At 45.1% G+C, this 13,203-nt stretch carries 8 protein-coding genes and 22 tRNA genes; 26 read left to right on the forward strand and 4 right to left on the reverse strand.

Annotated features, from left to right (window positions below; translation table 11 throughout):
- Positions 1–112 precede the first annotated feature (112 nt).
- The 3 genes from P2A85_RS22805 to P2A85_RS22815 form a co-directional block, all read right to left on the reverse strand.
- Complete coding sequence (locus tag P2A85_RS22805; RefSeq protein ID WP_371114981.1) at positions 113–985, reverse strand: Npun_R2821/Npun_R2822 family protein; 873 nt, start codon at positions 983–985, stop codon at positions 113–115.
- Positions 982–1,956 carry an Npun_R2821/Npun_R2822 family protein gene (locus P2A85_RS22810; protein ID WP_377475671.1) on the reverse strand — a complete coding sequence of 325 codons (975 nt, stop codon included), beginning with the start codon at positions 1,954–1,956 and terminating at the stop codon, positions 982–984. The genes P2A85_RS22805 and P2A85_RS22810 overlap by 4 nt, the downstream gene beginning before the upstream one ends.
- A gap of 326 nt (positions 1,957–2,282) precedes the next feature.
- A complete protein-coding gene (locus P2A85_RS22815; RefSeq protein ID WP_377475673.1) occupies positions 2,283–3,197 on the reverse strand; it encodes a polysaccharide deacetylase family protein in 915 nt (304 codons plus the stop codon).
- A gap of 581 nt (positions 3,198–3,778) precedes the next feature.
- On the opposite strand from P2A85_RS22815, the gene P2A85_RS22820 reads away from it, so the two are divergent.
- The 23 genes from P2A85_RS22820 (at position 3,779) to P2A85_RS22930 (ending at position 7,351) form a co-directional block, all read left to right on the forward strand.
- A tRNA-Asp gene (locus P2A85_RS22820) sits at positions 3,779–3,851 on the forward strand.
- 5 nt (positions 3,852–3,856) lie between these two features.
- Positions 3,857–3,935: transfer RNA gene (locus P2A85_RS22825), tRNA-OTHER, on the forward strand.
- Positions 3,936–4,009, forward strand: a tRNA-Cys gene (locus P2A85_RS22830). It begins immediately after the preceding tRNA gene.
- A gap of 58 nt (positions 4,010–4,067) precedes the next feature.
- Positions 4,068–4,142 (forward strand) — tRNA-Met (locus P2A85_RS22835).
- A gap of 3 nt (positions 4,143–4,145) precedes the next feature.
- Positions 4,146–4,220: transfer RNA gene (locus P2A85_RS22840), tRNA-Trp, on the forward strand.
- A gap of 6 nt (positions 4,221–4,226) precedes the next feature.
- Positions 4,227–4,300 (forward strand) — tRNA-Glu (locus P2A85_RS22845).
- 5 nt (positions 4,301–4,305) lie between these two features.
- Positions 4,306–4,380: transfer RNA gene (locus tag P2A85_RS22850), tRNA-Lys, on the forward strand.
- Positions 4,381–4,393: 13 nt separating this feature from the next.
- Positions 4,394–4,475 (forward strand) — tRNA-Tyr (locus P2A85_RS22855).
- A gap of 219 nt (positions 4,476–4,694) precedes the next feature.
- Positions 4,695–4,781, forward strand: a tRNA-Ser gene (locus P2A85_RS22860).
- A gap of 3 nt (positions 4,782–4,784) precedes the next feature.
- A tRNA-Phe gene (locus P2A85_RS22865) sits at positions 4,785–4,857 on the forward strand.
- A gap of 6 nt (positions 4,858–4,863) precedes the next feature.
- A tRNA-Asn gene (locus P2A85_RS22870) sits at positions 4,864–4,938 on the forward strand.
- 10 nt (positions 4,939–4,948) lie between these two features.
- Positions 4,949–5,027, forward strand: a tRNA-Gln gene (locus tag P2A85_RS22875).
- A gap of 5 nt (positions 5,028–5,032) precedes the next feature.
- Positions 5,033–5,106: transfer RNA gene (locus P2A85_RS22880), tRNA-Gln, on the forward strand.
- Positions 5,107–5,135: 29 nt separating this feature from the next.
- A tRNA-Leu gene (locus P2A85_RS22885) sits at positions 5,136–5,212 on the forward strand.
- 6 nt (positions 5,213–5,218) lie between these two features.
- Positions 5,219–5,293, forward strand: a tRNA-Leu gene (locus P2A85_RS22890).
- A gap of 4 nt (positions 5,294–5,297) precedes the next feature.
- A tRNA-Pro gene (locus P2A85_RS22895) sits at positions 5,298–5,370 on the forward strand.
- A gap of 111 nt (positions 5,371–5,481) precedes the next feature.
- A tRNA-Leu gene (locus tag P2A85_RS22900) sits at positions 5,482–5,555 on the forward strand.
- Between the two features lie 95 nt (positions 5,556–5,650).
- Positions 5,651–5,722: transfer RNA gene (locus P2A85_RS22905), tRNA-Thr, on the forward strand.
- A 61-nt stretch (positions 5,723–5,783) separates the two neighbouring features.
- Positions 5,784–6,467: a TIGR02452 family protein gene (locus P2A85_RS22910; protein ID WP_377475674.1), complete on the forward strand. Its 684-nt coding sequence runs from the start codon at positions 5,784–5,786 to the stop codon at positions 6,465–6,467.
- 35 nt (positions 6,468–6,502) lie between these two features.
- Positions 6,503–6,579: transfer RNA gene (locus P2A85_RS22915), tRNA-Ala, on the forward strand.
- Positions 6,580–6,584: 5 nt separating this feature from the next.
- A tRNA-Ala gene (locus P2A85_RS22920) sits at positions 6,585–6,661 on the forward strand.
- A gap of 5 nt (positions 6,662–6,666) precedes the next feature.
- Positions 6,667–6,739 (forward strand) — tRNA-Ala (locus P2A85_RS22925).
- A 538-nt stretch (positions 6,740–7,277) separates the two neighbouring features.
- Positions 7,278–7,351 (forward strand) — tRNA-Lys (locus tag P2A85_RS22930).
- Between the two features lie 88 nt (positions 7,352–7,439).
- On the opposite strand, the gene P2A85_RS22935 is transcribed toward P2A85_RS22930, so the two are convergent.
- On the reverse strand, positions 7,440–7,673 hold the full coding sequence (locus P2A85_RS22935; RefSeq protein WP_341730776.1) for a hypothetical protein: 234 nt from the start codon (positions 7,671–7,673) through the stop codon (positions 7,440–7,442).
- 49 nt (positions 7,674–7,722) lie between these two features.
- Between P2A85_RS22935 and ribBA the strand changes: the two genes are divergently transcribed.
- The 3 genes from ribBA (at position 7,723) to P2A85_RS22950 (ending at position 12,969) form a co-directional block, all read left to right on the forward strand.
- Positions 7,723–9,498 carry a bifunctional 3,4-dihydroxy-2-butanone-4-phosphate synthase/GTP cyclohydrolase II gene (ribBA, locus tag P2A85_RS22940; RefSeq protein ID WP_377475675.1) on the forward strand — a complete coding sequence of 592 codons (1,776 nt, stop codon included), beginning with the start codon at positions 7,723–7,725 and terminating at the stop codon, positions 9,496–9,498.
- A gap of 149 nt (positions 9,499–9,647) precedes the next feature.
- Positions 9,648–11,087, forward strand: coding sequence for a pentapeptide repeat-containing protein (locus P2A85_RS22945; protein ID WP_377481646.1), 1,440 nt, complete (start codon positions 9,648–9,650; stop codon positions 11,085–11,087).
- Between the two features lie 145 nt (positions 11,088–11,232).
- Complete coding sequence (locus P2A85_RS22950; RefSeq protein ID WP_377475676.1) at positions 11,233–12,969, forward strand: helicase HerA domain-containing protein; 1,737 nt, start codon at positions 11,233–11,235, stop codon at positions 12,967–12,969.
- Positions 12,970–13,203: the final 234 nt, after the last annotated feature.

Below are 13,203 nucleotides of genomic sequence, written 5' to 3' on the forward strand. Positions count from 1 at the left end.
CAATAAGCGAGGCAGAGCCTCTGGATATCGGTTCCCAGGCAGAGCCTGGGAACCAGTTATGGGGAAAATTAACTATCTCGTAAACCCGCCCCCTCCCATGCTACAAACAATATTATCCATGCAAATATCGAAATATTCTTTGCACTAAATTTGGTTTTTCCTCATTCAGATAACGATAATGTTTCCACAGTTTCCAGTAAGGACTACCAGATTTAATCGGTATTCCGGCCCAATGAATATATTTTAACCTTTTACCTTTGTCATAAAGCACATAATCTATTTCCTGAAAATGCTTGGAACCAGCCCAGCTTCCCGGTTCTGATTCGGTCGATTTCACCAGGTTACAGCGTTTGGGAATTAGTTTAAGAATCAGGTAATTTAGTATAGGTTGGTCAGTGACATTTTGAGTGAAGTCGAAATATTCTCGATGCTGCGAACATTCGCGCAATATTTCGTACATTTGCGATTCTGAAATAGTTCCTTTCCGCGAAGCCCAAAAGCCGCTGTTGAAGACATCTTGAAGTTCGGAATCTGTGAAAATATTTTGTGCTTTGACAATGGGTGAAAATACATTCCGTAGTTTTTCGCTGAGGTGGTGGTAGTCGCAGCAAAAAAAGTCTACTTCCGATAGTTTGTTGAGGTTGGCTGCGATGTCTTCAAAGACGATGATATCGGTATCGATGTACAGAAATTCGTCGAGAGGGCCAAACCAGGCGACGAGTTTTCGCATTTTGTTAGGGAGGGCTAAAAAGTTGCGATCGAATATTTGCCCAATTTCTCTGGTAAACTGTTCGACAAACTCCAGATTTGGGAACAATTGCACCCCATGGAGATGGCTGAGTGTGGCGGCGACTTGCTGATAATTCTCATCGAAGGGAATCAAAAAAACTGGTACTTGACGATTGTACAAACCTATGCTGTTCATAAGTGCGATCGCACTTTCCATCACCCGGTCGTTCGCCACAATATAAATACCGCGATTCATGTATTTATCCTCAACCTTCTCCATACCCTTGTTAACAAATTCGACCTAGAAACCTCAGTATAAGACTTGGGTGCTTCCCTAAAAACAGGACCCTGGGACGGTTCCCGGAGATAGCGATAATGCAGAAACAAATCGCGATAGGGAAAATCAATATTTTCCCCCGCACAAACTCTCCGAATTAAATCCGGCGGCACACCAATATAATGAATGTAAGTCAGTCGGTTTCCCTTATCATACAAAATTTTATCTTGCTCTTCAAAATGTTGAGAACTGACACAACACCCAGTTTTCCGCTCCTCCGGTAAACTATAAGCAAAATTATAACTACTCATGCCAGTTTTCATCACCATATAATTGAGCAAAGGCTGTTCTCCCGCACCTTCATAGAGAATTTCCCCCTCCCCAGATTGCAGTTGAGATACCAGCCATGCTCTAGTATTTTGCTCAAAAAATCCTTGCTTACTGCCATAAAATCCAGAACAAAATATTTCCGATTCTATCCGCTTTTGCTCAAATACTTTAACCAGTTTGGGTGAGTTAATGTTGTAGACTTTAGTAGGGTCGCTAAATTGAAAATCATAAACTACAAAATCCGATTTATCTAACTGCCGAAAAACTGCATCAAGGGAATTCATCAGCAAAGTATCAGCATCCATATAAATAAACTTTTCAAAAGGACCATCGAAAGCACAAAAGCGTCGATGTGCACCGTAAAGCCGAAACTTTTTGCGGTTCAAACGCTCTGGCGCAGCAGCTTCCATAAATTTGTCCCATCGCTCAATAGAAGCGCTATCTTCATAAATAAAAACATTGGGACGGTTAACAATTTCCCCTTTAATTTGCTGGATTTTGTCATCGAAAGGATAAATACAAACGGGAATACTTGAACCTAAAATAACTTCAATACTGTTGAGCAAAGCAACAAGTTGGTCGTAAACTGTATCATTAGCTAGCGTGCAAATTCCATTCATAAACACCTCCTCTCGATCGCAAAATAGTCTCAGAAATCTCTCTGCGTCCTCTGCGCCCTCTGCGGTTAAAAAATCCCCCTCCAACCAGAAACAAGCACCTATCAACCAACAAAAAATCTCAGAAATCTCTCTGCGTGCTCTGCGCCCTCTGCGGTTAAAAAATCCCCCTCCAACCAGAAACAAGCACCTATCGACCAACAAAAAATCTCAGAAACCTCTCTGCGTGCTCTGCGCCCTCTGCGGTTAAAAAATCCCCCTCCAACCAGTCTGTGAAGAACAGGCAGGATGCCTGTTCCACAATTATGGGAGAATTCTCATGGTTTGAGCTACGCTTGTTGCTCTGGCATTTCCAGCAACTCAGGAATCGTCACAAACCGATATCCCTGCTTTTTCAAACCAGCAATCATATCAGGTAAGGCTTTAATAGTACGAGAGCGATCGCCCCCGCCGTCGTGCATCAACACAATCGCACCCGGTTTCGCACCCTTGAGCACATTCTCCACAAAAGCTTCTGGTTGAGCCCGCGGATCGGTATCTGCGGAAGTTACAGACCACATTACCACAGAATAATTGTGCTCTTTGGCATACTTGGCCAAGCCGTTATTCAAAACTCCCCCAGGTGGGCGAAAGTAAGTTGTCTTAACTCCCGTTGTTTCGTAAATCAGTTTGGCGGTGCGATCGATTTCGTCAGCAGCAGTCGCCGCATCCATTGGATCGTAGGGATGATGCCATGTATGATTGCCGATCGCATGACCTTCGGCCACAACTCTCCGAGCAATTTCCGGTGAACTTTCCAGAGATTTACCTATCCAAAAAAATGTGGCTTTCACATCATTTTGCTGAAAAATATCTAGCATTTGTGCCGTTGTTTCCGGCCAAGGCCCGTCATCAACGGTTAGGGCAATAACTTTATCTGACTTGTTTACTTGTCCTTCAAAAATAGTCGTTCCTTGAAATTTTTCTGGCGGGACAAAGGTCAGCAGTTTTTCTTTCGATTCTAATACAGTGAGAAGTTGTTGAATCTGGCGATCGAGATTAAACCCTGTTTGATTGTCTCCTACCTCATGAAATAAGGGATTTAGGGTTAAAGATTGGTTAGAGTTTTGTACCTGAGCCACAGCAGTTCCAGGATGCTCAGTCGGCTGAAACCCCGGCAGTAGCGAACCCATGACCAAGCTAATGACGGCTCCTGTCAGTACGATCGCCACAAAACGCCATTTTTTTAGTAGTATTTGAAACAAATAATTTCCCCTCACTTCAGATTCCTTTCACTCCACAATGCCCAATATGATAAAGGGAATTGTGGCGAAAAAATCTAAAGCCGATCTATATAGATCTCAGAACCCTGACTTCTGTAACAAGTCCCAGTGCTAACAGCTATATCCTGTGTCTGCTTTTCCAGAAGGGCCACCTCGCGCGACGGCCAAAATTCACAGAAATTGGAGTGTAGTACAGCTTCAGCATTGAATTTACCTCCCGTGACACTACCACTTTAGCTCCCAAATCTCTTGATTTATCAGAGGTTTAGCCCCAAAATAGCCCCTCTGCTTTCCCGCCAAGCAGCAGATCGAAAAAAAAATTGTATTACCCCCTTGACAGTCTTGTAATACCTAATGTAGTATAAATGTATGGCGAAGGGGAAAGAGCCTCAAAGCTTTATCTCAAGAGCAATATGAACCTTGACAACCAAATAGATAATTAATCATGTCACAGACTTTTGGACCTTGGCGGTGTAGACTCCGGCAACAATAACTCCCTTGAGTTGTAGTACGCGGAATCAACCGCCACCCCGTCCAAACAGAAATTCCCAACAAAAATCTGTGGGGTTGTAGCTCAATTGGGAGAGCGTCGCTCTGTCACAGCGAAGGTAGCGGGATCGAAACCCGTCAGCCCCGTCGATAGTCCCGTAGGCAAATTGGTGGAAGCCGTCACCCTCTCTGGCGTGAAGATTGCGAGTTCAAACCTCGTCGGGACTCCCAGGTTAGATGGCCGAGTGGTATAAGGCATCGCTCTGCAAAAGCGATTTTCGTGAGTTCAAATCTCACTCTAACCTTTGTTCCTATTTATTAATAGGAACAACCTCAAATCTGAAATTTCAAATCAGATAAAATTGCAGCGTAGCTTAACGGTAAAGCCCCAAGTTCATACCTTGGTTAATGCGGGTTCAAATCCCGCCGCTGCCACCAAATGCAGGGATGATGTAACTGGCAACATCTCAGTCTCCAAAACTGATTTTCTGAGTTCAAATCTCAGTCCCTGTGCCAATCAATAGTGCTGTAGGCAAATTGTATAAGCCGCTTGGTTTTCACCCAAGTGATTGCGGGTTAAAATCCCGTCAGCACTTTGTGTGGGTCGTTGGCAGAATGGTTTTGCAGCCGCCTTTTAAGCGGATGGATCGAGGTTCAATTCCTCGGCGACCTACCAAACTTTCTATCTTGGGTCGGCCCTCCTATTGGTGTGGGTAGCTGTCTGTAAAATAGTAGCTTAAAGCGTTGCTGGTTCGATTCCAGCCCGACCCATTTGTAACTGTATTATGACGTACACAAAAAACCCGGTTTCTGAGAAAAATCTTGCATCTCTACCAGAGATATTGAGATAGAAACCGGGTTTTTGACCCCCGTGGGTGACTCTTGTGTATTTAATATATAGTTGCAATCTTGAGAATGTGTTGTGACAGGACAACAACTCAGTTAGCGCGACTGAAGATTTGAGGGTTCAAATCCCTCCGTTCTCGCTATGGAGAAGTGGCCGAGCGGCTTATGGCGCTTTCCTGCTAAGAAAGAGCGGTTTAACACCCGTCGTGGGTTCAAATCCCACCTTCTCCGTTTCCCCCGATAACTCAGTTGGTAGAGTGCTTGTTTGAAGAACAAGAAGTCGTCAGTTCGATACTGACTTGGGGGATTGCGTTGCCTCATAGCTCAATGGTAGAGCAAGCGGCTGTTAACCGCTAGGTTGTAGGTTCGAGTCCTACTGAGGCAGCCATTTTCTAAATTGCCGGGTAGACAAATTGGTAAAGTCACCTGTCTCTGAAACAGGAATTTATGTAGGTTCAAAGCCTACCCTGGCATCCAATTATTCGGAAGTCGCCTAATCGGTATGGCACCGCTCTTTGAAAGCGGACAAATGCAGGTTCAAGCCCTGCCTTCCGAGTTCTGCTATTACCAAAGCAGCTCAATTATACTCCTGTAGCCCAATTGGCAGAGGCCACAATTTCAAAAATTGTGTTGTGTGAGTTCAAATCTCACCAGGAGTACCAAAAATTGCTCTTGTAGCCCAACTGGAAAGAGGCGCCGGTCTTAAAAATCGGATGATGCTGGTTCAAATCCAGCCAGGAGCATCAACGGGATGTAATTCAGCGGCCAGAAGCCATGCTTTGGGAGCATGGAGTCGTTGGTTCAAATCCAACCATCCCGACTTTACCCCTGTGATGCAATTAGTAGACATCTCTTGTTGAGTGCAAGAGTTTTGTTGGTGCAAATCCAACTAGGGTATTGGGTATCAAAACCCAAAAGTGCGATGGATTTTGCTCCTGTAGCCCAATTGGTAGAGGCGCTAGACTTAGGATCTAGTTAGTGCTGGTTCGATGCCAGTCAGGAGTATTTGGTGACATCGCGGGTGAAGTAGCCTGGGTAGGCTTGGAGGTCTCATAAGCCTCTTTCTAGTAGGTTCAACTCCTATCCCCGCCACCAAAATTGCAGGTGTGATGTAACTGGCAACATGAGGCTCTTGTAAAGCTTTCTTGCGAGTTCAAATCTCGCCATCTGCTTGTAACTAAGCCAGATATCTTATTTTTGTTAATGTTTTGCTAAACAATCATAGAAAAAATCATGAGACGGATTGCGATCGCTCAAGACACACTAAAAATTATTGAAGCCGGCTACTACTGCTCTCCTGAAGGTCAACGCATTGAACTTGTTCAAAAAATAGAATCCTGTCTTGAACAGACAAAATACTATGAACCAGATGCTCTTTCTCGAATCAAACAAAGCGTTCTTTATGGTACTCCCCAATTCTCAAACATTGAATTTGAAGTGAGGAATGAGACGACTTTGATGGGAGCAGAACGTATGGCAAGAGGACAAAAATTTCAAAAAATTGGAGTCCTTAATTTTGCTTCTGCCAAAAATCCTGGTGGTGGATTTCTCAAAGGCGCACAAGCTCAAGAAGAGAGTTTAGCACGCAGTTCTGCTCTTTACAAAAGCATCTTGAAATGTCGCGAACACTACGAATTTCATCGCTCTCATCATTCGTTCCTGTATTCAGATCGGATGATCTACTCACCTGATTGTCCAGTTTTCCGAAAAGATGATGGAATGCTATTAGAAACACCTTATCTTGTTGATTTCATCACAAGTCCGGCTCCTAATGCTGGTGAAGTTTGGAGACAACAATCCCAGGATGCTGAAAAAATACGCGAAGTTCTGTATGAACGCGGTGCAAAATTGTTGAGCTTAGCTATTTATAATGGCTGCGACGCTCTAGTTTTGGGAGCTTGGGGATGTGGTGTATAAAGTTGTGGGTTCGAGTCCTACCGCTCCTGCTGAATGGGTTCGTAGCTTAATTGGTAAAGCATCTAACTGGCTGTTAGAAAGATATCGGTTCAAATCCGATCGCAATCCACCAAATTTGGGTCTGTAGCTTAATGGGAAAAGCTCCTAGTTCGCAACTAGGAAAATGTCAGTTCGACTCTGACCAGTATCCACCAAAAAAGGGGTCATAGCTCAATTGGTAGAGCGCTTGCTTTGCACGCAAGAGGTTAGGAGTTCAATTCTCCTTGATTCCACTGCGGTGTCTGAAGTCGAAGCGGTCCAGACTCTAGCCCGTGAAGCTAGTTATTAGCGGGTTCAAGTCCCGTCAGACACCCCTCGGAAGATGCCGCTGAATGGCCGGCAACAGGCGCAAGAAAACCAGGGTACAGGTGACTGTAAGGGTTCGATTCCTTCATCTTCCTTCCAACCACCAGAAGTCGAAAAGCGAGATTCCGTGCTGATAACGCGGGGATAGGAGGGGCAGTACCTCCCTGGTGGATTGGTTGGTTTATAATAAGTTTAGATTTGCTAGTTATTCAACATAAAAACTATATCAGTCATTAAAAATAGTTTTAAACGAACCGCGAAGACGCAAAGAACGCGAAGATTGGAAAGAGAAGAGAGTTTCACAACATGAGGTGTTTGCCCGATCGCACTTCCCCAAACCTAATGCCCATCACCCTATCAGACTCTCCACCACAGCTAGATAGGGCAATTCTCTGCGGGGCGATCGCACTAAATTTGAAAAAGTATTGCCAAAATAAACTAGCTATGTTATCTTAACAAAGATGCGGGAGTATAGCTCAGTTGGTTAGAGCAGGTGACTCTTAATCTCAAGGTCGAAGGTTCAAGTCCTTCTACTCCCATCAATTTCCATCCTTTGCGAGTCAATAGTTTCAGGTTGATCGATTCAACAAAATTGCTAACTATCAGGAAATAGGGTTTAAAACCCCGTCATTCTAGGACTGCTTTATATCTACTGGAGACTTGATTCTTAGTCCGCGACGCAGCGCAAGCTGTCGGAGTATTGTCACGTCTATGGGTGCGATCGACAACATCCATCAATGTCTTGAAATGGGAGATATTTTGTTGACAAAATGCAATTAGTATAGTAGGCAAGTTCAAAAAGATGGGGAAACTCATCTCGATCGCCCAATCCCCCTGTCGGAAACAAAAGGTTACAATCAAAAATACACTCTGATTCCATAACATTACTGTTTATAGTTTGAACTTCTCAGTGCCCAATAACCACACCTCAACTCAATCCTTTCAATTTGACTCCATCGACAGCGCTCTCGCAGACCTCAAAGCAGGTCGCGCCCTGGTAGTAGTCGATGACGAAAACCGCGAAAACGAAGGCGACGTCATTTGTGCGGCCCAATTCGCCACGCCAGATAATATCAATTTCATGGCAGTGAACGCACGGGGTTTGATTTGTCTAGCCTTGACGGGCGATCGACTCGATCGCCTGGAACTGCCCCTGATGGTCACCAAAAATACCGACAACAACCAAACCGCATTTACCGTCAGCATCGATGCAGTCCATGGCGTTAGTACCGGCATCTCCGCCGAAGACAGAGCTCGCACCATCCAAGTAGCCATCCACCCCGACACCAAACCTCAAGATTTGCGTCGTCCCGGTCATATTTTCCCCCTGCGGGCGATCGATGGTGGCGTCCTCAAACGCGCTGGCCACACTGAAGCCTCCGTTGACCTCGCCAGACTCGCAGGCCTCTATCCCAGCGGTGTCATCTGCGAAATTCAAAACCCCGACGGTTCCATGGCGAGGTTGCCAGAATTAATCGAGTATTCCAAAACCCATAACCTGAAAATCATCAGCATTGCTGATTTAATTAGTTACCGACTGAAGCACGATCGATTTGTCCGCCGCGAAACCGTCGCCAAATTGCCAACTCAATTCGGCGAGTTTATGATTTACGCCTACCGCGACACTCAAGACAACTCCGAACACGTTGCCGTTGTCAAGGGCGATCCAGCAGAATTTAAAGACAAACCCGTGATGGTGCGGGTGCATTCCGAATGTCTGACCGGCGATGCTTTGGGTTCCCTGCGCTGTGACTGCCGAATGCAACTGCAAGCGGCACTGAAAATGATTGAAAATGCAGGTTCTGGCATCATAGTTTACTTGCGCCAAGAAGGTAGGGGCATTGGACTGGTGAATAAACTCAAAGCTTACTCGCTACAAGATATCGGGTTTGATACCGTAGAAGCCAACGAGCGCTTGGGTTTTCCCGCCGACTTGCGGAACTACGGTGTGGGAGCACAAATGCTCAATGATTTGGGAGTCCAAAAAATCCGGTTAATTACTAATAATCCTCGCAAAATAGCAGGTTTGAAAGGTTATGGTATAGAAGTAGTCGATCGCCTCCCCCTATTAATTGAAGCCACAGATTATAACTCTATCTATCTGGCAACAAAAGCTGAAAAACTAGGTCATATGCTATTGCAAACTTATCTAGTCACAGTGGCAATTCAGTGGGACGAAACCAAGGAAGAAGGCAGAGGGAAGAAGGCAGAAGGCTCTTCGACTACGCTAGCGGCACCTCGAGGGAAGAAGGAGGAAGGAGAAGAAGTTTTAATTCCGGGACTGCAATCTCGAATTGCTAGGAAGTACGAACACCTGGCAAAACTGCGGCATTTGGCGGCAAATCGGGATTTATTGCTGCAAGAAGAAGCGCGCCCCGTGGCGATCGCCCTATTCGGAGAAAGTTCCTTAATCTTTCACCTCGGCTTCGACCAAGCTGGACTCGCCGCCACCGATTGGTACAAAGAACCAAGTCACCCTTATGTCAAGGCGATCGCCCAAATTCTCAGCGAAATCAGCACCTGGGAAGACTTGCAAACATTAGAATTCATGGTTTCCTCCGGTTCCGATCCGCTCAAAATCCTGCAAGTCCAGCTCGATCGCGAGACATTCCCTTGGTCAGAATTAGTCGGAATTTGCGATCGGCTCAAACCTCAAAAAATTTACAGTTTTGCCCCTGTTCCCTAAACCGAGAATGTAGAATGAAACTCCCCTCCCGCCCAGGGGAGAATCTAGGCAAAAATCCAGCAAAAATAAGTGTAAGTTCCAGAATAATGCTAGTTGATGCCAGCATATTCCTGGTATCAAAAAACAGCAGACCAGACTACTTATCGCTAATGGAAATGAACGTTGGTGACTTTCTCAATCGGCTCGACCTCAGAGGACAGGCCCTCAAAGGCATCAACCTCAGCGGTGCAGAACTCAAAGGAGCAAACCTCAGAGGAACTGACCTCAGAGAAACCAACCTCAGCGATGCTATTCTGAGGTATGCAGACCTGATCGAAGCCGACCTCACCCTTGCCAATCTCAGGGGGGCAGATTTAGCAGAATCATTTCTTAATTTAGCCAACCTCACCAAAGCCGACTTGACTGGTGCGGTGCTTAGAGAAGCTACTCTCGTAGGAGCTGAACTGTTGGGAGCCAACCTCCAACAAGCAAGTTTAATTAAAGCCAATTTAGTTGGAGCGAATCTCCAAGAAGCAAACTTCACCAGAGCCAACCTCAGTGGGGCAGATTTGCGCGGTGCCCAGTTGATCGACACAATTTTAGACAAAGCTGTCTACAACAATCGGACAGTATTTCCCTACGATATTGACCCCAGTGCAATGGGAGCATTTTTACTAGCTCCCAATGCTTCACTCCCAGGCTTAAATCTGTCTATGGTAGATTTAACTGGAGTTGATTTAAAAGGCTCGGATTTGCGCCGGACAAACCTGTGCCAAGCTATATTATTTGGAGCCAAACTGGAGCGAGCCAACTTAACAGGAGCCAACCTCAGCGGAGCAGACTTGAGGGAAGCTAATTTGAATGGCGCGATTTTGGAAAAAGCTGTTTATAGCAACAAAACATTGTTTTCAGAAGGTATTGACCCCAGGATTGCCGGCGCTTATTTAATTGCTCCCAATGTATCGCTACAAGGTTTAAATTTGACGGGAGCAGACTTGAACGGATTGGATTTAAGCGGAGCTAATTTGAGCGGAACTAACTTAAGTTCAGTCAACCTCAAAAATGTAGACCTCAGCAGAGCTAGCCTGAAAAAAGCTTACCTCAAAGGTGCAAACTTGGAGGGAACCGATTTGAGAGGAGCAGATTTAAGCGGCGCAATTTTGCACGAAGTAAACTTGAGGTCAGCAGACCTCCGAGGTGTAGACTTAACTAGGGCTGACCTCAGCGGTGCTAATTTGAGCGATGCCGATTTGAGGGAGACAGATTTAACCGGCGCGATTTTGTTGTTCGCTAATTTAAGCGGAGCCGACTTGAGAGGTGTAGACTTGACAAAAGCCGATCTCAGTGGCGCTAAGTTGAACGAAGCCGACCTCAGAAAAGCAGATTTAGTGAGGGTAAATTTAGAAGGAGCCGATTTAACTGAGGTAGATTTGAGCGATGCTCATTTATTTCGAGTTAATCTCAAAGGTGCTAATCTAAAAGGGGCAAACCTGAAAGGGGCAAATTTTAAGGTAGTATTTTTAACTGATGCTCATTTGAGCGAAACGGATTTGACTGATATCCATCTGAGTCCGAGTTTCTTTGAACTGCCATGGGAATCAGAAGAGTAATTAGTCATTAGTCAGCAGTCATTAGTGATTGTTAGCAACTAACAACTAATAACTGTAAGATAAAGAGTGCGGATAAATAAAATCAACTAATGACTAATGACCAATAACTAATGACTAATGACCAATAACTAATGACTAATGACTAATGACTACTGACAAACCTTTAGGATCTGTTATTCAAGGTTCCCTCAGCAAGGGATTAGAAGTGCGACTGCACGCCGACGTTTCGGTAGAAGATATGAGAGTGGGGAAATTTTTAGTAGTGCGCGGGGTCCGATCGCACTTTTTCTGTATGCTTACCGACGTGTCTCTGGGAACATCCAGCGATCGCATTTTATCCAATCCTCCCAACCCCAACGACGATTTTCTGATTGCAGTCCTCGCCGGTAGCAGCACCTACGGTACAATTCAACTAGCGCCGATGTTGATGCTGACTGCTGAACGAGAAAAACAGCAGGCAATTTTCAATCCGAACTCCAGCACAACTAACGGTAAAAAATCCGGTCTCCAAAGCTTAGGATCTTTGCAGCCACAAAGCAGCGCTGACATGGAACTATTGCCAGTTAAAACTATTCCCAGCCACTTTTCCCAGGTGTTTGATGCCAAAGAAACCGATTTTCGGGCAGTTTTTGGCTGGGAAGATGACCCCTATCGCCGCAATTTTGCGATCGGCAAACCCATTGACATGGACGTTCCTGTATGCTTAGATTTAGATAGATTTGTCGAACGCAGCAACGGAGTTTTTGGTAAATCTGGAACGGGCAAATCTTTCCTCACCCGCTTGCTATTATCCGGGATTATTCGCAAACAAGCTGCGGTTAATCTAATTTTTGATATGCACTCCGAGTACGGCTGGGAAGCAGTTTCGGAAGGGAAACAATTTAGCACTGTCAAAGGTTTGCGACAGTTATTTCCGAGTCAAATTCAGATTTATACCCTCGATCCAGAATCGACAAAACGCCGGGGTGTCCGCGATGCTCAAGAATTATATTTGAGTTTCGATCAAATTGAAGTGGAAGATATCTCTTTGGTACAGCGGGAGTTGAATCTGTCCGAAGCTAGTATCGAAAATGCGATTATTTTGCGAAACGAATTGGGCACTGGTTGGATTAATAAGTTGCTGGAAATGAGCAATGAAGATATTTCAATATTTTGTGATGAGAAGCGGGGAAATAAGTCTTCGATCATGGCTTTGCAGCGGAAGTTAGAGAGATTAAATGATTTAAAATATATTCGCAAACGCTGTCCTAAAAATTATGTGAGTGAGGTTTTGCAGTGTTTGGATAGTGGCAAAAATGTGGTAATTGAGTTTGGTTCCCACTCGGATTTGCTATCTTATATGTTAGCAGCAAATGTGATAACTCGCCGCATTCACCAAGCTTATGTGCGGAAAGCTGAGAAGTTTTTGCAGAGTAAGAATCCCTGCGATCGCCCGCAGCCTTTAGTGATTACCATTGAGGAAGCTCACCGTTTTCTCGATCCGGCGATCGTGCGATCGACCATTTTCGGTACGATCGCCCGTGAAATGCGAAAATACTTCGTAACTCTACTAATTGTAGACCAGCGCCCCTCCGGTATCGATGGCGAAGTCATGTCGCAAGTGGGCACTCGCATCACGGCTTTACTCAACGACGACAAAGACATTGATGCTATCTTTACTGGTGTTTCGGGTGGCCAAAGTTTGCGATCGGTTTTGGCTAAACTAGATTCCAAACAGCAAGCATTAGTTTTGGGGCACGCGGTACCGATGCCGGTGGTTGTGCAAACTCGCCCTTATGATGAACAATTTTATAGGGAAATTGGTGATATTGATTGGCAAGAAATGCCCGACGCAGATGTATTTGCAGAGGCTGAAGCTGCTAAGATGGATCTGGGGTTTTAGTTTGAATTGGCGATCGCACCTTTAAAATTGTAGGGTGCGTCAGCCCCCAGCGTTTCCCTTGTATAATAAGCGATCGAGCTGACTTCGTTAGTGGTTTAAATGCGTAACAGCTAACTCATTTCGACATCGAAGGAATTCCAGAGCTAGAGGAAACGGGCGATCGGGAAGCGACGTGGCGGTGGATGAGTTAATTTAAGTATTTTCCAACATGATTGAAGTATTTTCCTACGTGAA

Origin of the sequence: Microcoleus anatoxicus, assembly GCF_042465725.1 — a bacterium.
Lineage (GTDB): Bacteria > Cyanobacteriota > Cyanobacteriia > Cyanobacteriales > Microcoleaceae > Microcoleus > Microcoleus anatoxicus.

Excerpts from the sequence above, each read along its gene's own strand:
- P2A85_RS22810 (WP_377475671.1), bottom strand. The coding sequence starts at position 1,956 with ATGAATGGAATTTGCACGCTAGCTAATGATACAGTTTACGACCAACTT.
- P2A85_RS22945 (WP_377481646.1), top strand. The coding sequence starts at position 9,648 with ATGGAAATGAACGTTGGTGACTTTCTCAATCGGCTCGACCTCAGAGGA.
- P2A85_RS22805 (WP_371114981.1), bottom strand. The coding sequence starts at position 985 with ATGAATCGCGGTATTTATATTGTGGCGAACGACCGGGTGATGGAAAGT.
- P2A85_RS22950 (WP_377475676.1), top strand. The coding sequence starts at position 11,233 with ATGACTACTGACAAACCTTTAGGATCTGTTATTCAAGGTTCCCTCAGC.
- P2A85_RS22910 (WP_377475674.1), top strand. The coding sequence starts at position 5,784 with ATGAGACGGATTGCGATCGCTCAAGACACACTAAAAATTATTGAAGCC.